Consider the following 21,990-nt stretch of genomic DNA (forward strand, 5'->3'; position numbering starts at 1 on the left):
CCCCCCGATGCTTGATGCAGATCAGGCCAGGCGCGGAGAAACCGACTAAGGTCCTAGCGGGACATCGAACAGAGACACCCGAATGGACACTCGGCTCCCTGAACACTCTGACAACGCCTGGCACGAACTGACTCCACAACAAGCACTGGAGGCCCAGCGCAGCTCGTCGAGCGGCCTGGAGCAGCGCGAGGCCGCCGCCCGCCTGCAGCTGCACGGCCCCAACCGGCTGCCGCCGCCCAAGCGGCGCGGCCCGCTGCTGCGCCTGCTGTACCAGTTCCACAACGTGCTGCTGTACATGATGATGGCCGCCGCCCTGATCACCGCCCTGCTCGGCCACTGGGTCGACACCGGGGTGATCCTCGCGGCGGTGCTGATCAACGTGGTGATCGGCTTTATCCAGGAAGGCAAGGCGGAGAACGCCCTCGACGCCATCCGCAACCTGCTGTCGCCGCGTGCCCTGGTGCTGCGCGGCGGCGAGCGCCTGGAGATCGACGCCGAGCAGCTGGTGCCCGGCGATATCGTCCTGCTCGCCTCCGGCGACAAGGTGCCGGCCGACCTGCGCCTGCTCAGCGTGAAGAACCTGCTGGTGGAGGAAGCGGCGCTGACCGGCGAATCGCTGCCGGTGGAGAAATCCCTGGCCCGTTGCCAGGCCGATGCCGCCCTCGGCGACCGCCGCTGTATGGCCTATTCCGGCACCCTGGTGGCCAGCGGTCAGGCCAGCGGCCTGGTGGTGGCCACCGGCGCCGCCACCGAACTGGGCCGCATCGGCGCCATGCTGCAACAGGTGCAGGCAATGACCACCCCGCTGCTGCGGCAGATCGAGCAGTTCAGCCGCTGGCTGGCGCTGGCCATCCTGATCTTCGCCCTGGCCACCTTCGCCCTCGGCACCTTCTGGCACGGCCAGGACCCGGCCGAGATGTTCATGATGGTGGTGGCGCTGACCGCCGCGGCCATCCCCGAGGGGCTGCCGGCGCTGATGACGGTGATCCTCGCCCTCGGCGTGCAGCGCATGGCCGGGCGCAACGCCATCGTCCGCCGCCTGCCGGCGGTGGAGACCCTGGGTTCGGTGACGCTGATCTGCTCGGACAAGACCGGCACCCTGACGCGCAACGAGATGACCGTGCAGCGCGTGGTCAGCGCCAGCCGCATCCTCGACGTCAGCGGCGTCGGCTATGCCCCGCAAGGCGCCTTCCACCTGGACGGCGCGTTGATGGAACCGGATGCCGCGCTGCTGGAAATCGCCCGCGCCGCCGCGCTGTGCAACGACGCCCAGCTGCAGCAGGACGCCGGCGGCACCTGGCGCCTGCAGGGCGACCCCACCGAGGGTGCGCTGCACACCCTGGCGCTCAAGGCCGGCCTGGACGCCGCCACCCTGCACGCCCAGTTGCCGCGCAGCGACACCATCCCCTTCGAGTCCGAGCACCGCTTTATGGCCAGCCTGCACCATGACCACCAGGGCCATGGCCTGATCTACCTCAAGGGCGCGCCGGAGCGCCTGCTGGAGATGTGCCGCGAGCAGCGCGGCGCCGACGGCGGCAGCCAGCCGCTGGACGCCGACTACTGGCGGCGCCAGGCCACCGACCTGGCCGCCCGCGGCCTGCGCCTGCTGGCCATCGCCAGCCGCCCGGCCGACGCCTCCCAGCGCAGCCTGAGTTTCGCCGACGTGGAAGGCGGCATGTGCCTGCTGGCGCTGGTCGGCATCATCGACCCGCCGCGCGAGGAAGCCATCGCCGCCGTGGCCGAATGCCAGCGCGCCGGCATCCGGGTCAAGATGATCACCGGCGACCACGCCGAGACCGCCCGCGCCATTGGCGCCCAGCTGGGCATCGGCGTCGGCCTGCCGGCGCTGACCGGCGCCGAACTGGAGCTGCTCGACGAGCGCCAGCTGCGCCAGGTGCTGCCCGGCGTCGAGGTGTTCGCCCGCGCCAGCCCCGAGCACAAGCTGCGCCTGGTGCAGGCCATGCAGGCCAGCGGCGAGGTGGTGGCGATGACCGGCGACGGGGTCAACGACGCCCCGGCGCTGAAACGCGCCGACGTCGGCGTGGCCATGGGCGACAAGGGCACCGAGGCGGCCAAGGAGGCGGCCGAGGTGGTGCTGGCCGACGACAACTTCGCCACCATCGCCGGTGCCGTGCGCGAGGGCCGGGCGATCTACGACAACCTGAAGAAGTTCATCCTCTTCGCCCTGCCCACCAACGGCGGCCAGGCGCTGATCGTGATCGCCGCCATCCTGTTCCAGCTGACCCTGCCGCTGACCCCGGCGCAGGTGCTGTGGATCAACATGGTCACCTCGGTGACCCTGGGCCTGGCGCTGGCCTTCGAGCCGGCCGAGGCCGGGCTGATGGACCGCCCGCCACGGGCGCCGAACGAGCCGCTGCTGTCGGGCTTCTTCGTCTGGCGCGTGCTGCTGGTGTCGCTGCTGATGGCCGGCGCCGGCATCGGCCTGTTCCTCTGGGAGCTGGACAACGGCACCGGGCTGGACAGCGCGCGGACCATGGCGCTGAACGCGGTGGTGATGTGCGAGGTGTTCTACCTGATCAACAGCCGGCGCATCTTCGCCTCGGTGCTCAGCCTCGACGGCCTGTTCGGCAGCCGCGCCGTGCTGCTGGCCATCGCCGCCTGCCTGCTGCTGCAGGCGCTGTACACCTATGCCCCGCCGCTGCAGCGGCTGTTCCACTCCACCGCGCTGGATGCGGCGCAGTGGGCGCGGGTGGTGCTGGCCGGGCTGGCGCTGTTCGTCGTCGCCGAACTGGAGAAATGGCTGATCCGCCGTTTGCGCCTGCAGCCGACGGGGTAACCTCGGTGCGCGTGGCGCACCGGGGCAATCGCCTCAACCCCGCTCGCCGCGGGCGAACGCCATCAGCTCGGGGTAGAAGGCGCGGAAATCCTCGCTCAGCGGCTGGTACAGGCGCTCCAGCTCGCCCAGGCTGCCGTCGAGCAGCTGCGGTCGCGACAGCCGCCGCTGCATGCCGGCGATCACCTGCTCCAGCACCGCGAACTCGCGGTAGCTGCCGAGCCAGTCCTGCGCCGCCATGCGCGGCGCGATCAGCGCCAGGCGCCCGGGCAGCTGGGGCTCGTCGGCCAGCACCCGGTACACCCGCGCGGTAAAGGCCTCCAGCGGCTGCTCGGCATAGTCGGCCCAGTCGCGCGCCAGGCAGTGGTCGAAGAACAGATCCAGCAGCATGCCGGCCGTGCGCCGCCGCGCGGCGGGGAAGCGCGCCCGCGCACGCGCCTGCAGCGGGTGGCTGTCGGTGAAGGCGTCGATGCGCCGGTGCAGGCGGATGGCCGCCTCGATTTCCGCCGGCCACTGCCCGCCCAGCGGCCCCTTGACGAAATCGCCGTAGAGGCTGCCAAGCAGTTGCGGCGGGGCAGCGCCGCCGAGGTGCAGGTGGGCCAGGTAGTTCATGCGCCGAGCTTAACCGGCCGCCTCGCAGAATCGAAGCCGTCGATAACGGCTATCGGCACAAACGATCTGTATATCGCCACAGACCGATATAAGGTTCGTCCCATGCCGATACAGCGAACCCACACCATGGACCTCGACGCCATCATCAAAGCCCTCGCCCACCCGGTGCGGCGCGACATCCTGCACTGGCTGAAGGAGCCCGAGCGCCACTTCGCCGACCAGGAGCATCCGCTCGAGATCGGCGTGTGCGCCGGCAAGATCAACCAGCGCTGCGGGCTGTCGCAGTCCACCGTGTCGGCGCACCTGGCCACCCTGCAGCGCGCCGGTCTGGTGAGCAGCCGCAAGGTTGGCCAGTGGCACTTCTTCAAGCGCAACGAGGCGACCATCCAGGCCTTCGTCGAACGCCTCGGCCAGCAACTCTGAACATCCTTTTCCCAATCGCTCCCCACGGAGGATTCACCATGCCCACGCTCTTCGACCCGATCCAGATCGGCGACCTCGCCCTGAACAACCGCATCATCATGGCGCCACTGACCCGCACCCGCGCCGACGAAGGCCGCGTGCCCAACGCGCTGATGGCCGAGTACTACGTGCAGCGCGCCTCGGCCGGGCTGATCATCAGCGAGGCCACCGCGGTCACGCCGATGGGCGTCGGCTACCCGGACACCCCCGGCATCTGGTCGGAGGCGCAGATCCGCGGCTGGAGCAACGTGACCAAGGCGGTGCACGCCAACGGCGGCAAGATCGTCCTGCAGCTGTGGCACGTCGGGCGCATCTCCGACCCGATCTACCTGAACGGCGAACTGCCGGTGGCGCCGAGCGCGATCAAGCCGGCCGGCCACGTCAGCCTGGTGCGCCCGATCAAGGAGTTCGTCACCCCGCGCGCGCTGGAAACCGAGGAAATCGCCGATATCGTCGAGGCCTACCGCCAGGGCGCGGAGAACGCCAAGGCCGCCGGTTTCGACGGCGTGGAGATCCACGGCGCCAACGGCTACCTGCTCGACCAGTTCCTGCAGAGCAGCACCAACCAGCGCACCGACCGCTACGGCGGCAGCCTGGAGAACCGCGCGCGTCTGCTGCTGGAAGTCACCGATGCCGCCATCGAGGTGTGGGGTGCCGGCCGCGTCGGCGTGCACCTGGCGCCGCGTGCCGACGCCCACGACATGGGCGATGCCAACCGCGCCGAGACCTTCACCTACGTCGCCCGCGAGCTGGGCAAGCGCGGCATCGCCTTTATCTGCGCCCGCGAGCAGGAAGCCGACGACAGCCTGTCGCCGAGCCTGAAGGAAGCCTTCGGCGGCGTCTTCATCGCCAACGAGCGTTTCACCAAGGATCAGGCCAATGCCTGGCTGGCCGAGGGCAAGGCCGATGCGGTGGCCTTCGGCATCCCCTTTATCGCCAACCCGGACCTGCCGGCCCGCCTGCAGCAGGACGCGCCGCTCAACGAACCGCAGCCGCAGACCTTCTACAGCGCCGGCCCGGTGGGCTATATCGACTATCCGCGACTGTAAGCCCGGCAACGAAACGCGCCGCTGAAGCGCCTCCCGCAACACCCACAGCGCCTGTGGGAGGGGCTTCAGCCGCGAGCGTAAACGCACAAGCCCCGCATTGCGGGGCTTGTGCGTTTAGCGCGACGCCTCAGCGCGCGTCGAGCTGCTGCTGCAGGTTGATCACCTGGCTCTGCAGGGTGTTGATGTTGCGCGTCATCTGCGCGCGGAAGGCGTCGAACTCGGCGGTATTGGGGCCGGCGCTGGCGGCAGGGCGGCTGTCCAGCTCGCTGCGCAGCACCAGCAGGTCCTGTTCCAGGCGCTGGATGGCCTGGGCCGGGTTGCCCTGCTGCTTCAGCGTGTCGATCTCGCCACTCAGGCTCTTGATCCGGCCATCGAGCTTGGCCAGTTCGGCCTGCGCCGCCTTGGCCTCGCCCTGCGCGCTCTTCAGCGCGGCCTGCTCGCTGCTCAGCGCCTGCAGGCGCTTGTCGAAGGCGGCGCTGGCGCCGAGGCCGCTTTTCAGCTCGCTGCCTAGCTGCTCGAGGCGCTTGTCCAGCGCGGCCTGCGCGCTGGCGGCCTGTTGCTGCTGCTTGCCCAGCTCGGCGAGGCGATTCTCCAGCTGCTTGACCTGCAGCTTGAGCGCCTCGCTGCCGCTGGTGACGTTCGATTCGGTGGCCACCACCTTGCCGGAGATGTCCTGGATGCGCCCAGCGGCCTCCTCACTGATGCGCGCGAAGCTTTCCTGGGTCGCCACCAGGCGCTGCTCCATCAGGCCGATCTGCTGCAGGCTCCACCAGCCGAGGCCGCCCAGGGCGATGCTCAGCGCGCCGACCAGCGCCCACAGCGGGCCGGTGCTGGCGCCTATACCCGCCGCCGGGCCGGCCGGCGCGCGCTGCGGGCGCGGGGCCGGCTCGTCCTGGGGCTCGGCGAATTCCTCGCGGCGCCCGGTCGTCAGGCTGGGCAGGTGATCGAGCTCGTCGTGGGCATCGTTGCGCATGGTCGGACCTTTGTCTGGAACGGGGGAAACGAAAGTGCCGCGCAGTATACCGATTCGCCGATGGCCGATCAGCGCCGCGCCAAGCAGGTGCGCGGCGCACCGACGAAGGGCGCGACAGCCTCATCGACCCGCCGCCAGCCCCGTGGTTCCGCGTTTTTTGAACTGGTACGCAGTTTGCTGAGGATCATTCGAGTTCAGCGACGGGCGGCCTTGGAGCCGCTCGTGCTCCGCGGCACGGCGCCGCGGGCGATGGGCAGCCGGGCGAGGGAATACGCCCGGCCCGGTCACACAGGCGTCAGGACGAGGCCAGGGGTGACCCTTCAACCAACCTGGGGGAAGCGGCATGGAACTGAACAAAGCGCTATTGGACTGCATGCAAGCCTTGCGTCGCCGGCTGCGCGACGAAGTGGCCCTGGATATCCGCCTGAGCCAGAGCGATGCGGTGATCGCCATGCTCGGCGGCTGCCTGCAGTCGAGCGACGAAGAAACCCGTCGGCTCGGCCAGCGCCTGGCCGAACTCGCCGATCAACGCCCGCCGACGCCCGCCGCCAAGCCGGTGGCCAGCGTGGCGCTGCCACAGGCGGCGGCCAGCGGCTCGGTGCGCATCTATCGCGGCCAGCGCGTCTATGCCTGAGTGGTTGGCAGGCGACACTCCGCCTGGCCGTGCCGCATCGGCCGGGCTCAAGGCCGTTCGCGGCTGAAGCCGCGCCTGCCGGACGACCTGCGACCGCGCTTGATCAGGCGCGCGACTGCACCTGCCACCAGGTGCAGAACTCGTCCAGCGCATCCCACAGGCTGGCCCTGGGCTCATAGTCGAGGTACTGCCGCGCGCGGTCGATATTCAGCGAGAAATCCCTGGCCATCACCGCCACGCCGAGGCGGAACAGGCTCGGCTCCGGGCGCCCCGGCAGCAGCCTGCACACGCCCTCGTTGAGGCAGGCGGCGGCGTAGGCCAGCGGGTAAGGCACATGGCGGGTCACCGGTGGCAGCTCCAGGCGGCGCAGCACGTAATTGACCACGTCCCACAGCGGCACCGGCGCGCCGTTGCTGATGTTGTACACCTGGCCCAGCGCCGGGCCGGCGGCCAGCAGGGCGCTGAGCAGGGCGTCGTTGAGGTTGTGCACATTGGTGAAGTCGACCTTGTTCAGGCCGTTGCCGATGATCGCCAGGCGGCCCTTGCGCTGCATGCCGATCAGCCGCGGGAAGATGCTGGTGTCGCCGGCGCCGGTGACGAAGCGCGGGCGCAGGGCGATCACCTCGAGGCCGAACTCCTGGGCGGCGAACACCTGCTGCTCGGCCAGGTACTTGGTCTTGCCGTAGTGATCGGAGAAGCGCTTGGGCACCTGCTCCTCGCGAACATCGACATGAGATTTTCCATCGAAATAGATCGACGGCGACGACAGGTGCACCAGGCGCCGCACCTTCTGCTTCAAGCAGGCCTCGATGACGTTCTCGGTGACCGTCACGTTGGCCTGGTGGAAATGCGCGTAGTCGCCCCACACCCCCACCGCGCCGGCGCAGTGCACCACCGCCTCGACGTCGCGGCACAGCGCCAGGGCCAGATCGGCGTCGCCGAGATCGCCCTGGACGAACTCCGCGCCGCGCTTGAGCAGGTGCTGCACGCCCTCGGCGCGGCGGCCGGTGACCCGCACCGCCAGGCCCTGTTCGAGCGCGAAGCGGGCGAAACGCCCGCCGATGAATCCGCTCGCGCCGGTGACCAGAATCTTCATCGCCACTCCCCCGTGGTGCTGCCGTTTGCCGCACTCTAGCAGCGCCACGCCGCCTGCGCGCTGTCGGCGGCGGCCAGAACAGCGACCGCGCAGGCCGATGGATGGGCGCTGCGCCGCCGCGACGCGGGTATAACGGCTACCCTGCACGACACCCCATCGACGCAACAGGACGCTCCCATGGCCAAGCAACACTGGATGATCTACGGCGCCAACGGCTACACCGGTCACCTGCTCGCCGCCGAGGCGCAGCGCCAGGGCCTGCGGCCCATCCTCGCCGGCCGCAACCCGGCGGCGGTGCACGCCCTCGGCAGCCTGCTGGGGCTCGACTGCCGCATCTTCGACATCCAGCAGCCGCAACGGGCACGCGAGGCCCTGGCCGACGTCGCGGTGGTGGCCCACTGTGCCGGGCCCTTCTCCGCCACCAGCGCGCCGATGCTCGAAGCCTGCCTGACCAGCGCCAGCCATTATGTCGACATCACCGGCGAAATCTCGGTGTTCGAGGCGGCGTTCGCCCGCGACGCACAATTCCGGGAGCGCGGCATCGTGGCCTGTCCGGGCGTCGGCTTCGACGTGATTCCCAGCGACTGCCTGGCCGCCTGCCTGCACCAGGCGCTGCCCGACGCGACGCACCTGGCGCTGGGCTTCGACACCGCCAGCGGGCTGTCGCCGGGCACCGCCAAGACCACCGTGGAAGGCCTGCACCTGGGCGGCAAGGTGCGCCGCGCGGGGATCGTCACCGACGTGCCGCTGGGCTATCGGCGCCGTACCATCGACTTCGGCCGCGGCGCCAAGGACGCGGTGACCATTCCCTGGGGCGACGTCGCCACCGCCTACCACTCCACCGGCATCGGCAATATCGAGGTCTACCTGCCGGCGCCCAAGGCGCTGGCCATCGGCATGCGCCTGCTCGATCCGCTGCGCCCACTGTTCGGCCTGGCCAGCGTGCAGGCCTGGCTCAAGCGCCAGGTGGACAGGCGCGTGCAAGGCCCCGACGCGGCCAGCCGCGAGCGCCTGCGCACCTGGCTGTGGGGCGAGGTGCGCAACGCCGCCGGCGTCGTGCGCACGGCCCACCTGCAAACCGCCAACGGCTACGAGGTGACGGTGCACGGCAGCTTGCTGGCGGTGCGCCACCTGCTCGACTACCAGGGCCGCGGCGGCTACTTCACCCCGTCGCAGCTGTTCGGCGCGCGCTGCGTGGAACAGCTGCCAGGCTGCGGGCCGATTCGTCTCGATAGCTAGCACGGCGTACCGCCGCCGTGGACAGGCCGCCGGCTTGTCCCGGGCCGGCCGCCTGGTTCGCGCCTAGCCCTGTTGCACCAGGGCGCCGGCGGCGGCGCGGCGCAGCTGCTCGGTGAGCCCGGCCAGCAGCTCGCCGCCGTTGCGCCAGTGATGCCAGTACAGCGGCACGTCGATAGAACGCCCGGGCACCAGTTCCACCAGCGCGCCGCGCGCCAGCTCGCCGCGCACCTGCAGCTCCGGCACCAGGCCCCAGCCCAGGCCGCCTTCGGTCAGGCGCACGAAGCCTTCCGAGGACGGGCACAGGTGGTAGGCGAAGCCGCCCGCCACGCCGAGCTCGGCCAGGTAGCGGTGCTGCAGCTGATCGTCCGGACCGAAGACGATGGCCGGCGCCCGCGCCAGCGCCGCGGCCGTGACCCCGTCGGCAAAATGCCGGGCGACGAAGGCCGGGCTGGCCAGCGCGCGATAGCGCATCGCCCCCAGCGCCAGGCTGCGCGCGCCGGCCACCGGGCGCTCGGCGGCGCACACGCAGCCGGCCACCTCGCCGGCGCGCATGCGCTTGAGGCCGACCTCCTGGTCCTCCACCACCAGCTCCAGCAGCAACCGCTGGCGCGCGCAGAAGCCGCCCACCGCCGCCGCCCACCAGGTGGCCAGGCTGTCGGCGTTGAGGGCGATACGCAGGCGCTCCGGGGTCGCCGCCTCGTCCAGCGCCGGCACCTGGCCCTGCAGGTCGCGTTCGAGCAGACGCACCTGCTGCACATGGTTGAGCAGGCGGCGGCCGATCTCGGTGGGCGTCGGCGGCGTGGCGCGCACCAGCACCGGCTGGCCGACCCGCGCCTCGAGCAGCTTGATCCGTTGCGACACGGCCGACTGCGACAGGCCCAGCACCTGCGCCGCACGGTCGAAGCCGGCCTGCTCCACCACCGCCGCCAGGGCGGCGAGCAACTTGTAGTCGAACAATCGATTTACCTAATGAGAGATCAGCAATATTGGTTTCTCTTATACCGCCACAGCCGCCAGACTCGCCAGCACTCAGCCCATTTCAGGAGCCCGCCATGTCCGGCGAAACCAACCTCGCGCGCCTGCTGCAGAGCATGACGCCACACCTCAACCCGGGGCAGTACGTGTTCTGCTGCGTCGCCGCCGATCGCGACTGCAGCGCCCTGCAGCCGCTGGCCAGCATGCGCGAAGGCGAAGGCCTGAGCCTGGTGCTGCCGCGCGAAGTCGCCGATGCCCATGGCCTGAGCTACGACTACGTCGCCGCCTGGATCACCCTTGAGGTGCACTCCTCGCTGGCGGCGGTGGGCCTGACCGCGTCCTTCTCCGCCGCCCTGGCCCAGGCCGGGATCAGCTGCAACGTGATCGCCGGCGTTCATCACGACCACCTGTTCGTGCCCCTCGAACGGGCCGAGAAGGCGCTGTCGACCCTGCACGCCCTGGCGGCGGCGTCCATGCCGGAGCCCCGGTGATGTGGCAGAGCTACAGCAACGGCCTGCTGGTGGCCATCGGCCTGATCATGGCCATCGGCGCGCAGAACGCCTTCGTCCTGGCGCAGAGCCTGCGCCGCGAACATCACCTGCCGGTGGCGGCGCTGTGCATCCTCTGCGACGCCGTACTGGTGGCCGCCGGCGTGTTCGGCCTGGCCGCGCTGCTGGCGCAGAGCCCGACGCTGCTGGCCATCGCCCGCTGGGGCGGCGCCGCGTTTCTGATCTGGTACGGCAGCCAGGCCCTGCTGCGCGCCGCGCGCCCGCAGTCGCTGCAGGCCGTCGACAGCCCGCCGCGCTCGCTGCGCGCGGTGCTGCTCGCCGCCCTGGCGGTGACCCTGCTCAACCCGCACGTGTACCTGGACACCGTGCTGCTGATCGGCTCGCTCGGCGCCCAGCAGCCGGTACCCGGCGCCTATGCCGCCGGCGCCGCCAGCGCGTCCCTGCTGTGGTTCGCCAGCCTGGCCCTCGGCGCCGCCTGGCTCTCGCCCTGGCTGGCGCGACCGCTGACCTGGCGGCTGATCGACCTGGGCGTGGCGGCGATGATGTTCGCGGTGGCCGCGCAGCTGATGCTGGGGGCTCTGTAGTCGCGCATAATCCCCTGGCCTCTTACGCCAGGAGCAACAATGGATACCTTGCACAGCATGCGCGTGTTCGTCCGGGTGATCGACGACGGCAGCTTCACCGCCGCCGCCCAGGCGCTGGATCTGTCCACCGCGCAGGTGTCGCGGCTGGTCGCCGATCTGGAGCAGCAGCTGCAGGCACGCCTGCTGCACCGCACCACCCGGCGCCTGGCGCTGACCGAGACCGGCGAGCGTTACCTGGAGCGCTGCCGGCAGATTCTCGCCCAGGTCGACGAGGCCGCCGCCGAGGCGCGTGGCGCCCACCTCACCCCCAGCGGCCGGCTGCGCGTGCACACCATGACCGGCCTCGGCCTGCAGCACCTGACTCCGCTGATCGCGCGCTACGCCGAACGGCATCCGCAGGTGGTGGTAGAGCTGACCCTGGCCCAGCGCACCCCAGACCTGCTGGAAGACGGCCACGACGTGACCATCGCCTTCGCTCGCGACCTGCCCGACTCGCAACTGGTGGCGCAACGCCTGGGCCCGGTGTACAGCGTGCTGTGCGCCGCGCCCAGCTACCTGGCCGAGCACGGCGTGCCGCAGCAGCCGGGCGATCTGCAACGGCACCGTTACCTGCGCCTGACCGACCCGCTTTACCGCGGCCAGTGGGATTTCGGCGACGAGCAGCTGGACGCCCTGCCGGCCGAGAGCTTCCAGGTCAACGTCGCCGAGGCGCTGGTCAAGGCGGCGCAGGCGGGCATGGGCTTCTGCCTGCTGCCCTCGTTCGTCGCCAGCCAGCCGTTACGCGAGGGGCGCCTGCTGCGCATCCTGCCGCAGCACCGCCTGCGCGCCCTGAGCATCTACGCGCTGTACCCATCGCGGCGCTTTCTCGACGCCAAAACGCGCACCTGGGTGGATTTCCTCAAGGCCGAACTGCCGCCGCTGCTGGCCGCCGACGAAGCGGTGCTGGACGACCCGGCCTGCTGGGCGGAGGCCGGGCAATTGTTACGTCACAGGTAAAAGTCATTCACCTGTCGCTGCCTGTTTCATGGTCCTGCGCGCCACTAGCATGGCTGCGAACCCACGAAAAATCCGCCAGAGGATCGCCCCATGAAACAGCTTCTCACTGCCGCCAGCCTGACCCTCGCCACCCTGCTCGCCGCCCAGGCCTGCCTGGCCGAGGAATCCTCCGCCTTCGTCGAGCACCACGCAAAGCTGCAGCAAAACGCCGGCTCGGCGCAGCAGCAGGCGCAACGCACCGCCGACGCCTCCCAGCAACAGGGCTGAGCCCTTCCTCCCGGCGTCGACCTGCCAGCTCCCCGTCGACGTCCCTGGGCCGCCTGCGCGGCCCCTTTTATTCACTCGCGGCGGCGTGCCAGCCGCTACCGATTCGAGGTCACGATGAAGCATCTCGCCTGGTTATTCCCCCTGTCCTTCGCCGCTGCCCTGGCCCACGCTGACGAACCGCAGCACTACCACTACGGCATGCACCTGGACGTGGCCAAGGTCATCAGCCAGAGCCTGCCGCACGGCTGCGAGGTGGGCGAGGCGCGCATGGTCTACCTGGACTCGCAAGGCCGGCAGCACACCCTTATCTACCAGCGCCAGGGCGAGGACTGCCATTACTGAGCGCGTCACACGCCCACTGATCGGAGACCGGCTCCGCCCTGCTACAAAGTTCTCTGACAAGGCTACCCTGAGTGGGTAGCACCCATCCCTCCCTGCCTCCTCCAGGCAAGCGAATTTGGTTGCACCCAAGCAACGTGAGGCCAGTCAGATCGCAGCAGGCGCAGCCATGTCGAGCCCTACCCGCCCATCGCGACAGCATCCCCCTCGAATCCCGCGCCCCCTGAAACCTGGCTTAGGCCAAATTTCAAACACCCGAATCAACGTCCGTCGCACCGAGCGAAATCAAAGGTTGCACCTGGTTGCACCCAAGATGGATGCAGGTTTAATCTCCCGCAGCTTTTTTTGCCGTGCATCACCTGACAAGTAGGACTCCCCATGGCCACCACCACCCTTGGCGTAAAACTCGACGATGCCACCCGCGACCGCCTGAAGCAGGCCGCCCAGTCCATCGACCGCACCCCGCACTGGCTGATCAAGCAGGCGATCTTCAATTATCTGGAGCAGATCGAGGGTGGCCTGACCCCCGCCGAGCACGCCGGCCTGGCCGCTGCCGCCGGCGAGGAGGCGGTGGAGCACCTGAACGAGGCGGGCCTGCAGGTGTTCCTCGACTTCGCCGAGAGCATCCTGCCGCAGTCGGTGCTGCGCGCCGCCATCACCGCCGCCTACCGCCGCCCGGAAACCGAGGCGCTGCCGATGCTGCTGGAGCAGGCGCGTCTGCCCAAGGCGCAGGCCGAAGCGGCCAACCAGATGGCCCTCGGCATCGCCGAGAAGCTGCGCAACCAGAAGAGCGCCGGTGGCCGCCAGGGCCTGGTGCAGGGCCTGCTGCAGGAGTTCTCCCTGTCGTCGCAGGAAGGCGTGGCGCTGATGTGCCTGGCCGAGGCGCTGCTGCGCATCCCGGACAAGGCCACCCGTGACGCCCTGATCCGCGACAAGATCGCCAACGGCAACTGGAGCCAGCACCTGGGCCAGAGCCCGTCGATGTTCGTCAACGCCGCCAGCTGGGGTCTGCTGATCACCGGCAAGCTGGTCGCCACCCATAACGAGGAAGGCCTGTCGTCCTCGCTCAACCGCCTGATCGGCAAGAGCGGCGAGCCGGTGATCCGCAAGGGCGTGGACATGGCCATGCGCCTGATGGGCGAGCAGTTCGTCACCGGCGAGACCATCGGCGAGGCCCTGGCCAACGCCAGCAGCATGGAAAGCAAGGGCTTCCGCTACTCCTACGACATGCTCGGCGAAGCCGCGCTGACCGAGGAAGACGCCAAGCGCTACCTGGCCTCCTACGAGCAGGCCATCCACGCCATCGGCAAGGCCTCCCACGGCCGCGGCATCTACGAAGGCCCGGGCATCTCGATCAAGCTCTCGGCGCTGCACCCGCGTTACAGCCGCGCCCAGTACGACCGGGTGATGGACGAACTGTTCCCGATCCTGCTCGGCCTGACCAAGCTGGCCAAGCAGTACGACATCGGCCTGAACATCGACGCCGAGGAAGCCGACCGCCTGGAAATCTCCCTCGACCTGCTCGAGCGCCTGTGCTTCGCCCCCGAGCTGGCCGGCTGGAACGGCATCGGTTTCGTCATCCAGGCCTACCAGAAGCGCTGCCCCTACGTGATCGACTACGTCATCGACCTGGCCAAGCGCAGCCGCCATCGCCTGATGATCCGCCTGGTCAAGGGCGCCTACTGGGACAGCGAGATCAAGCTGGCCCAGGTGGGCGGTCTGGAAGGCTACCCGGTGTACACCCGCAAGCCCTACACCGACGTGTCCTACATCGCCTGCGCGCGCAAGCTGCTGGCCGTGCCGGAAGCCATCTACCCGCAGTTCGCCACCCACAACGCTCACTCGCTGTCGGCCATCTACCAGCTCGCCGGGCAGAACTACTACCCGGGCCAGTACGAGTTCCAGTGCCTGCACGGCATGGGCGAGCCGCTCTACGAGCAGGTGGTCGGCTCGCTCAAGGACGGCAAGTACGCTCGTCCGTGCCGCATCTACGCCCCGGTCGGCAGCCACGAGACGCTGCTGGCCTACCTGGTGCGTCGCCTGCTGGAAAACGGCGCCAACACCAGCTTCGTCAACCGCATCGCCGACCACAGCATCTCGCTCAAGGACCTGGTGCTCGACCCGGTGCAGCAGGTCGAGCAGATGGCCGCCCAGGAAGGCACCCTCGGCCTGCCGCACCCGCGCATCCCGCTGCCGCGCGATCTGTACGGCGAGGCCCGGCTCAACTCCGAAGGCATCGACCTGGCCAACGAACACCGCCTGGGCTCGCTGTCCTCGGCGCTGCTGTCGTCGACCAACAATAGCTATGTCGCCGGCCCGATCCTCGGCTGCGACACGCCGAACCCGGGCCCGGCCGAGCCGGTGCGCAACCCGGCCGATCAGCGCGACCTGGTCGGCCATGTGCACGAGGCCAGCGAGGCCGACGTCAAGAGTGCGATCCTCTGCGCCCAGTCCAGCGGGCAGATCTGGCAGTCGACCCAGCCGGCCGAACGCGCTGCCGTGCTGGAGCGCGCCGCCGACCAGATGGAAGGCGAGATGCAGCAGCTGATGGGCCTGCTGGTACGCGAATCCGGCAAGACCTTTGCCAACGCCATCGCCGAAGTGCGCGAGGCGGTGGACTTCCTCCGCTACTACGCGGCCCAGGCGCGCAGCTTCAGCAACGACAGCTACCGCCCGCTGGGCCCGGTGGTGTGCATCAGCCCGTGGAACTTCCCCCTGGCGATCTTCACCGGCCAGGTGGCCGCTGCCCTGGCCGCCGGCAACACCGTGCTGGCCAAGCCGGCCGAACAGACCCCGCTGATCGCCGCCCAGGCCGTGCGCATCCTGCTCGAAGCCGGCGTGCCCGGCGGTGCCGTGCAGCTGCTGCCGGGCCGCGGCGAGACCGTCGGCGCCCGCCTGGTGGGCGACGAGCGGGTGCGCGGGGTGATGTTCACCGGCTCCACCGAAGTGGCCGGCATCCTTGCACGCAACATCGCCGGGCGCCTGGACGCCCAGGGCCGCAGCATTCCGCTGATCGCCGAGACCGGCGGCCTCAACGCCATGATCGTCGACTCCTCGGCGCTGGCCGAGCAGGTGGTGGTCGACGTGGTCAACTCCGCCTTCGACAGCGCCGGCCAGCGTTGCTCGGCGCTGCGCGTGCTGTGCGTGCAGGCCGACGTGGCCGACCGCGTGGTGGCAATGCTCAAGGGCGCCATGGCCGAATACCGCGTCGGCTCGCCGGAGCGCCTGCACACCGACATCGGCCCAGTGATCGACCACGAGGCCAAGGACAATATCGACAACCATATCGCCAAGCTGCGCGAGAAGGGCCGCAAGGTGTTCCAGTGCGCCCGCTTTGAGGCCGAGGAGCTCAAGCGCGGCACCTTCGTGGTACCGACCCTGATCGAGCTGGACAGCTTCGACGAGCTCAAGCGCGAGATCTTCGGCCCGGTGCTGCATGTGGTGCGCTACCAGCGCGCCGACCTGGCCAAGCTGCTTCAGCAGATCAACGACAGCGGCTACGGCCTGACCCTGGGCGTACACACCCGCATCGACGAGACCATCAACCAGGTGGTCAGCAGCGCCAAGGTGGGCAACCTGTACGTCAACCGCAACGTGGTCGGCGCCGTGGTCGGCGTGCAGCCGTTCGGCGGCGAAGGCCTGTCCGGCACCGGCCCCAAGGCCGGCGGCCCGCTGTACCTGTACCGCCTGCTGTCGACCCGTCCGCAGGAAGCCGTGGCCCAGCAGCTGGCCGGCGACAACGTGCAGGCGCTGGACATGCCGGCCGAGCTGGCCAAGGCACGCACCGCCTTCGCCGAGTGGGCGGCCAAGCAGGAGCCGGCCGTTGCCGCCCTGTTCGAGCAGTACCTGGGCCTCAGCCAGAGCTACAGCAGCCACCTGCTGAGCGGCCCGACCGGCGAGCGCAACAGCTACACCCTGCTGCCGCGCGAGCGCGTGCTGGGCCTGGCCGACGAGCGCGGCGACCTGCTGGCGCAACTGGCCGCCACCCTGGCCGTGGGCAGCCGCGCGCTGTGGCTGGAAAGCCAGCGCGGCCTGTACGCCGAGCTGCCCAAGGAGGTACAGAAGTGCATCGCGCTGGTCGCCGACTGGAGCACGGTCGACGCCGAGTTCGACGCCATCCTCCATCACGGCGACTCCGACCAGCTGCGCGAGGTCTGCCAGCAGGCGGCGCAGCGCAAGGGCGCCATCGTCAGCGTGCACGGCCTGAACAAGGGCGAGACCGACATCCCGCTGGAACGCCTGCTGATCGAGCACGCCCTGAGCGTCAACACCGCGGCAGCCGGCGGCAACGCCAGCCTGATGACCATCGGCTGATGGCCCGTGCCCGGTCGCCGCGAGGCGGCCGGGGTTTGCCGAAACGTTGCCCGGGAAAGCGGCCTGAAAGCTTTCCCGGGCATGCTGCGCCCGCCAAGGGGCTTCAAGGAACAGCATGAACGCACTCTTTATCGGTTACGGCCGCATGGGCAGCGCCATCGGTGCGGCCTGGCTCGAGGCCGGCCTGGCCCAGCGCCTGGTCGCGGTCGACCCGCACGCGCCGGCCGACGCCGCCGTCGCCCATTACCCGGCGCTGGCCCAGGTGCCGGCCCAGCCCTTCGATCTGATCCTGGTCGCCACCAAACCCGGCCATGCCTGTCAGGTGCTCGGCGAGTTGCCCGACGCCCTGTGCGAGCACGCCGTGGTGGTGTCGGTGGCCGCCGGCGTCACCTGCGCCAGCCTCACCGCCGCCCTGCGCGGACGCTGCCCGGTGGTACGCGCCATGCCCAACACCCCGGTGCTGGTCGGCGCCGGCTGCACCGGCCTGTATGGCGACGCCGAACTGGATAGCGGCAAGCGCGAGCTGATCGGCCGCCTGTTCGGCGCCGTCGGCAGCGCCAGCTGGGTCGAGCGCGAGGAACTGCTGGACGCGGTCACCGCCATCTCCGGCAGCGGCCCGGCCTACTACCACCTGTTCAGCGAGGCGCTGGCCGATGCCGGTATCGCCCTCGGCCTCACTCCCGAACTGGCCAGGACCCTGGCGGCGCAGACCGCCTTCGGCGCGGCCTCGCTGCAGACCCAGGCCGGTGCGGACTTCGTCGAACTGCGCACGGCGGTGACTTCGCCCAACGGCACCACCGCCGCCGCCATCGCCGTCTTCGAACAGGATCAGGCCCTGCGCCGCCTGGTCGCAGCGGCGGCGCAAGCGGCCCAGCGCCGCTCCCAGGAGCTTTCCCAAGGCGCCTGACCGGCCACGCCAATTGGCGCGGCCAAGCGCGACACGGCTGCCTGCAGTGGGCTACCCGCCCGGTGTCGCGTTTCCTCCTCTCCGGGCTCGTTTCGAGTCCAGGCACCAGCCTACCCGGCCAGTGCAGCAGCGGGGCCATCCGCCCCGCTCGCCCCCCTCCCCGGTCGGCCCTGGCCGGGAGAAATTTTCATTTTGCCGTCCTTGCATTGCCATAAAAGCTGACTAGCGTTTCAACAGTCGGACGTCGCTCAACGCCCGGCGCAGAGCTGCCTTCCTGCCCCCCAGGTGCTCTTCAAAAACGGCTGATCGCTTTCGCGCAAGTGCGTTTGCGCAGTTGCCAGCAGCTCGGTTGATGCAAATCAACGTGGCTGTACACCCAAACGCGCTCAATACCGCAGTCGCTCCCCGACATGGAGGTAACGAGATGTCCGATTCGACCCAGAAACTGCGCCTGGCCGCCTTGATCGCCCTGGTGGTCGGCTCCATGGTCGGCGGCGGGATCTTCTCCCTGCCGCAGAACATCGCCGCCAGCGCCGGCGCCGGCGCCACCCTGATCGGCTGGCTGATCACCGGGGTGGGCATGCTGATGCTGGCCTTCGTGTTCCAGACCCTGGCCAACCGCAAGCCCGAGCTCGACGGCGGGGTGTACGCCTACGCCAAGGCCGGCTTCGGCGACTACATGGGCTTCTCCTCGGCCTGGGGCTACTGGATCAGCGCCTGGATCGGCAACGTCAGCTACATGGTGTTGCTGTTCTCCACCCTCGGCTACTTCTTCCCGGTGTTCGGCGAAGGCAACACCCTGCCGGCGGTGATCTGCGCCTCGGTACTGCTCTGGCTGCTGCACTTCCTGGTGCTGCGCGGGATCAAGGAAGCGGCCTTCATCAACACCATCACCACCATCGCCAAGATGCTGCCACTGGCGCTGTTCATCGTCATCGCCGCGGTGGCGTTCAAGCTCGACGTGTTCACCAACGACTTCTGGGGCAGCGGCAACCCCGAGCTGGGCAGCGTGATGGACCAGGTGCGCAACATGATGCTGGTCACCGTCTGGGTGTTCATCGGCATCGAGGGCGCGAGCATCTTCTCGGCCCGCGCCGAAAAGCGCAGCGACGTCGGCAAGGCCACGGTGATCGGCTTCATCGGCGTGCTGCTGCTGCTGGTGCTGGTCAACGTGCTGAGCCAGGGCATCATGGCCCAAGCCCAACTGGCCGGGCTGAAGAACCCGTCGATGGCCGGCGTGCTAGAGCAGGTGGTCGGCCCCTGGGGCGCCCAGTTGATCAGCATCGGCTTGCTCGTATCCCTGGCCGGAGCCCTGCTGTCCTGGACCCTGCTGTGTGCCGAGATAATCTACTCCTCGGCCAAAGATCACACGATGCCGGAGTTCCTGCGCAAGGAGAACGCCAACCACGTCCCGGCCAACGCCCTGTGGCTGACCAATGGGCTGATCCAGCTGTTCCTCATCGTCACCCTGTTCAACGCCTCCACCTACCTCAGCCTGCTGTACCTGGCCACCTCGATGATCCTGGTGCCCTACTTCTGGTCCAGCGCCTATGCGCTGCTGCTGGCCTGGCGCGGCGAGACCTACGAGACCGCCGGCGGCGAGCGCAACAAGGACCTGCTGATCGCCCTGATCTCCACCCTCTACGCCGTGTGGCTGGTGTATGCCGCCGGCGTCCAGTACCTGCTGCTCTCCGCCCTGCTCTATGCCCCAGGCGCGATCCTGTTCGCCAAGGCCAAGCGCGAGCTGGGGCAGCCCATCTTCACCGGCGTCGAAAAACTGATCTTCGTCGTCGTGCTGATCGGTGCCGCCATCGCCGCCTACGGGCTGTACGACGGTTTCCTGAGTCTCTAGCGAGAAGGAGTTCGATATGTCCAAGAAAGCCCTCGGCGTCCATTCGGAAGCCGGCAAACTGCACAAGGTGATGGTCTGCTCGCCGGGCCTGGCCCACCTGCGCCTGACCCCGAACAACTGCGATGAACTGCTGTTCGACGACGTGATCTGGGTGTCCCAGGCCAAACGCGACCACTTCGACTTCATGACCAAGATGCGCGAGCGCGGCATCGAGGTGGTGGAGATGCACAACCTGCTGGAAGAGACGGTGAGAAATCCCCAAGCGCTGCAGTGGATTCTCGACCGCAAGATCACCCCCAACAGCGTCGGCCTCGGCCTGCAGGGCGAGGTGCGCTCCTTTATCGAGGGCCTGGAGCCGCGCAAGATCGCCGAGTTCCTCATCGGCGGCGTATCCGGCGCCGACCTGGTCAGGCACAAGGACTCCGACGCGGCGAAGATGTTCAACGCCTACCTGGGCGAGTCCAGCTTCGTCTTCCCGCCGCTGCCCAACACCCAGTTCACCCGCGACACCACCTGCTGGATCTACGGCGGCGTCACCCTCAACCCCATGTACTGGCCGGCGCGCCGCCAGGAAACCCTGCTGACCACCGCCATCTACAAGTTCCACCCGGACTTCGTCGGCGAGCAGTTCGAGATCTGGTACGGCGACCCGGATCAGGATCATGGCGCCGCGACCCTGGAGGGCGGCGACGTGATGCCGATCGGCAACGGCACCGTGCTGATCGGCATGGGCGAGCGCACCTCGCACCAGGCCATCGGCCAAGTCGCCCAGGCGCTGTTCGCCAAGGGTGCAGCCGAGCGGGTGGTAGTGGCCGGGCTCGGCAAGTCGCGCGCGGCCATGCACCTGGACACCGTGTTCAGCTTCTGCGACCGCGACCTGGTGACCGTCTTCCCGGAAGTGGCCAACTCCATCGTGCCCTTCGTCCTGCGCCCGGACGAGAGCCGCCCCGGCGGCATCGACCTGCGCCGCGAGGACAAGTCCTTCCTCGACGTGGTCGCCGAATCGCTCAACCTGAAGAAACTGCGCGTGGTGGAAACCGGCGGCGACGCCTACGAGGCCGAGCGCGAGCAGTGGGACGACGGCAACAACGTGGTCTGCCTGGAGCCGGGCGTGGTGGTCGGCTACGACCGCAACACCTACACCAACACCCTGCTGCGCAAGGCCGGCGTCGAGGTGGTGACCATCAGCGCCAGCGAACTGGGGCGCGGCCGCGGCGGCGGCCACTGCATGACCTGCCCGATCATCCGCGACCCGATCGATTACTGAACAAGCCAGCCCCGGCGGTCATCCGCCGCCGGGCGCCGTTTTCAGCTGCCCACAAGGAGAAAGAATCATGGCTTTCAACATGCACAACCGTAACCTGCTCAGCCTGATGCACCACAGCACGCGCGAGCTGCGCTACCTGCTCGACCTCTCGCGCGACCTCAAGCGCGCCAAGTACACCGGCACCGAGCAGCAGCACCTCAAGCGCAAGAACATCGCGCTGATCTTCGAGAAGACCTCCACCCGCACCCGCTGCGCCTTCGAGGTGGCTGCCTACGACCAGGGCGCCAACGTCACCTATATCGACCCGGGCTCCTCGCAGATCGGCCACAAGGAATCGATGAAGGACACCGCCCGTGTGCTCGGGCGCATGTACGACGCCATCGAATACCGCGGCTTCAAGCAGGAAATAGTCGAGGAACTGGCCAGCTACGCCGGCGTACCGGTGTTCAACGGCCTGACCGACGAATACCACCCGACGCAGATGCTCGCCGACGTGCTGACCATGCGCGAGCACAGCGACAAGGCCCTGCACGAGATCAGCTACGCCTACCTGGGCGATGCGCGCAACAACATGGGCAACTCGCTGCTGCTGATCGGCGCCAAACTCGGCATGGACGTGCGCATCGCCGCGCCCAAGGCACTGTGGCCGAGCGACGAACATGTTGCCGCCTGCAAGCAGTTCGCCGAGGAAAGCGGCGCACGCATCACCCTCACCGAGGACGCCAAGGCAGCGGTCAAGGGCGTGGACTTCGTCCACACCGACGTCTGGGTGTCGATGGGCGAGCCGGTCGAGGCCTGGGGCGAACGCATCCAGGAGCTGCTGCCCTACCAGGTCAACATGGCCATCATGAAGGCCACCGGCAACCCGCGGGCCAAGTTCATGCACTGCCTGCCGGCCTTCCACAACAGCGAGACCAAGGTCGGCAAGCAGATCGCCGAGCAGTACCCGCACCTGAAGAACGGCATCGAGGTCACCGAGGACGTGTTCGAGTCGCCCTACAACATCGCCTTCGAGCAGGCGGAAAACCGCATGCACACCATCAAGGCGATATTGGTCTCGACCCTGGCCGACATCTGACGCCCTAGAACCGTAGCCCGGATGAAAGCCGGGCTACGGCCTC

Annotated in this window: 19 protein-coding genes; 15 read left to right on the top strand and 4 right to left on the bottom strand. The window is 69.0% G+C overall.

Going from position 1 to position 21,990, the window contains the following annotated elements; all coding sequences use genetic code 11:
• Positions 1-82 precede the first annotated feature (82 nt).
• Positions 83-2,797: a cation-transporting P-type ATPase gene (locus AC1G9C_RS19330; protein WP_480408515.1), complete on the top strand. Its 2,715-nt coding sequence runs from the start codon at positions 83-85 to the stop codon at positions 2,795-2,797.
• Positions 2,798-2,830: 33 nt separating this feature from the next.
• On the opposite strand, the gene AC1G9C_RS19335 is transcribed toward AC1G9C_RS19330, so the two are convergent.
• Positions 2,831-3,406: an acyl carrier protein phosphodiesterase gene (locus AC1G9C_RS19335; RefSeq protein WP_122108334.1), complete on the bottom strand. Its 576-nt coding sequence runs from the start codon at positions 3,404-3,406 to the stop codon at positions 2,831-2,833.
• 102 nt (positions 3,407-3,508) lie between these two features.
• Between AC1G9C_RS19335 and AC1G9C_RS19340 the strand changes: the two genes are divergently transcribed.
• Together AC1G9C_RS19340 and AC1G9C_RS19345 are read left to right on the top strand one after the other, a co-directional pair.
• The gene (locus tag AC1G9C_RS19340; RefSeq protein ID WP_031303395.1) at positions 3,509-3,829 is read left to right on the top strand and encodes an ArsR/SmtB family transcription factor; all 321 of its coding nucleotides are present in this window, start codon (positions 3,509-3,511) and stop codon (positions 3,827-3,829) included.
• Positions 3,830-3,867: 38 nt separating this feature from the next.
• Positions 3,868-4,917: an alkene reductase gene (locus AC1G9C_RS19345; RefSeq protein WP_122108332.1), complete on the top strand. Its 1,050-nt coding sequence runs from the start codon at positions 3,868-3,870 to the stop codon at positions 4,915-4,917.
• A 127-nt stretch (positions 4,918-5,044) separates the two neighbouring features.
• On the opposite strand, the gene AC1G9C_RS19350 is transcribed toward AC1G9C_RS19345, so the two are convergent.
• Complete coding sequence (locus AC1G9C_RS19350; RefSeq protein WP_480408516.1) at positions 5,045-5,890, bottom strand: ATPase; 846 nt, start codon at positions 5,888-5,890, stop codon at positions 5,045-5,047.
• Between the two features lie 343 nt (positions 5,891-6,233).
• Between AC1G9C_RS19350 and AC1G9C_RS19355 the strand changes: the two genes are divergently transcribed.
• Positions 6,234-6,524, top strand: a complete 291-nt coding sequence (locus AC1G9C_RS19355) for a hypothetical protein (RefSeq protein WP_480408517.1) — start codon at positions 6,234-6,236, stop codon at positions 6,522-6,524.
• Positions 6,525-6,627: 103 nt separating this feature from the next.
• On the opposite strand, the gene AC1G9C_RS19360 is transcribed toward AC1G9C_RS19355, so the two are convergent.
• On the bottom strand, positions 6,628-7,620 hold the full coding sequence (locus tag AC1G9C_RS19360) for an NAD-dependent epimerase/dehydratase family protein (RefSeq protein WP_480408518.1): 993 nt from the start codon (positions 7,618-7,620) through the stop codon (positions 6,628-6,630).
• A gap of 177 nt (positions 7,621-7,797) precedes the next feature.
• Here AC1G9C_RS19360 and AC1G9C_RS19365 point away from each other — a divergent pair, with 177 nt between their 5' ends.
• Positions 7,798-8,859: a saccharopine dehydrogenase family protein gene (locus AC1G9C_RS19365; protein WP_457789278.1), complete on the top strand. Its 1,062-nt coding sequence runs from the start codon at positions 7,798-7,800 to the stop codon at positions 8,857-8,859.
• A 63-nt stretch (positions 8,860-8,922) separates the two neighbouring features.
• Here the strand turns inward: AC1G9C_RS19365 and AC1G9C_RS19370 are convergent, their stop codons facing one another.
• Positions 8,923-9,816: a LysR family transcriptional regulator ArgP gene (locus AC1G9C_RS19370; protein ID WP_397496191.1), complete on the bottom strand. Its 894-nt coding sequence runs from the start codon at positions 9,814-9,816 to the stop codon at positions 8,923-8,925.
• A 95-nt stretch (positions 9,817-9,911) separates the two neighbouring features.
• Between AC1G9C_RS19370 and AC1G9C_RS19375 the strand changes: the two genes are divergently transcribed.
• From AC1G9C_RS19375 to AC1G9C_RS19420, 10 genes are all read left to right on the top strand, one after another.
• Positions 9,912-10,325 carry an ACT domain-containing protein gene (locus tag AC1G9C_RS19375; protein ID WP_397496190.1) on the top strand — a complete coding sequence of 138 codons (414 nt, stop codon included), beginning with the start codon at positions 9,912-9,914 and terminating at the stop codon, positions 10,323-10,325.
• Positions 10,325-10,927, top strand: coding sequence for a LysE/ArgO family amino acid transporter (locus AC1G9C_RS19380; RefSeq protein WP_122108325.1), 603 nt, complete (start codon positions 10,325-10,327; stop codon positions 10,925-10,927). The genes AC1G9C_RS19375 and AC1G9C_RS19380 overlap by 1 nt, the downstream gene beginning before the upstream one ends.
• Before the next feature lie 39 nt (positions 10,928-10,966).
• The gene (locus AC1G9C_RS19385; protein WP_021444120.1) at positions 10,967-11,923 is read left to right on the top strand and encodes a LysR family transcriptional regulator; all 957 of its coding nucleotides are present in this window, start codon (positions 10,967-10,969) and stop codon (positions 11,921-11,923) included.
• A 90-nt stretch (positions 11,924-12,013) separates the two neighbouring features.
• Entirely contained in the window at positions 12,014-12,190 is a 177-nt protein-coding gene (locus AC1G9C_RS19390; RefSeq protein WP_021444121.1) for a hypothetical protein, read from the top strand.
• Positions 12,191-12,304: 114 nt separating this feature from the next.
• Positions 12,305-12,532 (top strand): DUF2790 domain-containing protein, encoded by a 228-nt coding sequence (locus tag AC1G9C_RS19395; protein ID WP_122108323.1) that lies wholly within the window; start codon positions 12,305-12,307, stop codon positions 12,530-12,532.
• Between the two features lie 375 nt (positions 12,533-12,907).
• Positions 12,908-16,843, top strand: coding sequence for a trifunctional transcriptional regulator/proline dehydrogenase/L-glutamate gamma-semialdehyde dehydrogenase (gene putA / locus AC1G9C_RS19400; RefSeq protein ID WP_480408519.1), 3,936 nt, complete (start codon positions 12,908-12,910; stop codon positions 16,841-16,843).
• A gap of 115 nt (positions 16,844-16,958) precedes the next feature.
• The gene (gene proC, locus AC1G9C_RS19405; RefSeq protein ID WP_480408520.1) at positions 16,959-17,750 is read left to right on the top strand and encodes a pyrroline-5-carboxylate reductase; all 792 of its coding nucleotides are present in this window, start codon (positions 16,959-16,961) and stop codon (positions 17,748-17,750) included.
• A 424-nt stretch (positions 17,751-18,174) separates the two neighbouring features.
• The gene (gene arcD, locus AC1G9C_RS19410) at positions 18,175-19,602 is read left to right on the top strand and encodes an arginine-ornithine antiporter (RefSeq protein ID WP_021443089.1); all 1,428 of its coding nucleotides are present in this window, start codon (positions 18,175-18,177) and stop codon (positions 19,600-19,602) included.
• 16 nt (positions 19,603-19,618) lie between these two features.
• Entirely contained in the window at positions 19,619-20,869 is a 1,251-nt protein-coding gene (arcA, locus tag AC1G9C_RS19415; RefSeq protein ID WP_480408521.1) for an arginine deiminase, read from the top strand.
• Positions 20,870-20,936: 67 nt separating this feature from the next.
• The gene (locus tag AC1G9C_RS19420) at positions 20,937-21,947 is read left to right on the top strand and encodes an ornithine carbamoyltransferase (protein ID WP_021443087.1); all 1,011 of its coding nucleotides are present in this window, start codon (positions 20,937-20,939) and stop codon (positions 21,945-21,947) included.
• Positions 21,948-21,990: the final 43 nt, after the last annotated feature.

The sequence above is a fragment of the Pseudomonas sp. ABa2 genome (assembly GCF_056676075.1).

Excerpts from the sequence above, each read along its gene's own strand:
- AC1G9C_RS19330 (WP_480408515.1), top strand. The coding sequence starts at position 83 with ATGGACACTCGGCTCCCTGAACACTCTGACAACGCCTGGCACGAACTG.
- AC1G9C_RS19335 (WP_122108334.1), bottom strand. The coding sequence starts at position 3,406 with ATGAACTACCTGGCCCACCTGCACCTCGGCGGCGCTGCCCCGCCGCAA.
- AC1G9C_RS19340 (WP_031303395.1), top strand. The coding sequence starts at position 3,509 with ATGCCGATACAGCGAACCCACACCATGGACCTCGACGCCATCATCAAA.
- AC1G9C_RS19345 (WP_122108332.1), top strand. The coding sequence starts at position 3,868 with ATGCCCACGCTCTTCGACCCGATCCAGATCGGCGACCTCGCCCTGAAC.
- AC1G9C_RS19350 (WP_480408516.1), bottom strand. The coding sequence starts at position 5,890 with ATGCGCAACGATGCCCACGACGAGCTCGATCACCTGCCCAGCCTGACG.
- AC1G9C_RS19355 (WP_480408517.1), top strand. The coding sequence starts at position 6,234 with ATGGAACTGAACAAAGCGCTATTGGACTGCATGCAAGCCTTGCGTCGC.
- AC1G9C_RS19360 (WP_480408518.1), bottom strand. The coding sequence starts at position 7,620 with ATGAAGATTCTGGTCACCGGCGCGAGCGGATTCATCGGCGGGCGTTTC.
- AC1G9C_RS19365 (WP_457789278.1), top strand. The coding sequence starts at position 7,798 with ATGGCCAAGCAACACTGGATGATCTACGGCGCCAACGGCTACACCGGT.
- AC1G9C_RS19375 (WP_397496190.1), top strand. The coding sequence starts at position 9,912 with ATGTCCGGCGAAACCAACCTCGCGCGCCTGCTGCAGAGCATGACGCCA.
- AC1G9C_RS19380 (WP_122108325.1), top strand. The coding sequence starts at position 10,325 with ATGTGGCAGAGCTACAGCAACGGCCTGCTGGTGGCCATCGGCCTGATC.
- AC1G9C_RS19385 (WP_021444120.1), top strand. The coding sequence starts at position 10,967 with ATGGATACCTTGCACAGCATGCGCGTGTTCGTCCGGGTGATCGACGAC.
- AC1G9C_RS19390 (WP_021444121.1), top strand. The coding sequence starts at position 12,014 with ATGAAACAGCTTCTCACTGCCGCCAGCCTGACCCTCGCCACCCTGCTC.
- AC1G9C_RS19395 (WP_122108323.1), top strand. The coding sequence starts at position 12,305 with ATGAAGCATCTCGCCTGGTTATTCCCCCTGTCCTTCGCCGCTGCCCTG.
- putA (WP_480408519.1), top strand. The coding sequence starts at position 12,908 with ATGGCCACCACCACCCTTGGCGTAAAACTCGACGATGCCACCCGCGAC.
- proC (WP_480408520.1), top strand. The coding sequence starts at position 16,959 with ATGAACGCACTCTTTATCGGTTACGGCCGCATGGGCAGCGCCATCGGT.
- arcD (WP_021443089.1), top strand. The coding sequence starts at position 18,175 with ATGTCCGATTCGACCCAGAAACTGCGCCTGGCCGCCTTGATCGCCCTG.
- arcA (WP_480408521.1), top strand. The coding sequence starts at position 19,619 with ATGTCCAAGAAAGCCCTCGGCGTCCATTCGGAAGCCGGCAAACTGCAC.
- AC1G9C_RS19420 (WP_021443087.1), top strand. The coding sequence starts at position 20,937 with ATGGCTTTCAACATGCACAACCGTAACCTGCTCAGCCTGATGCACCAC.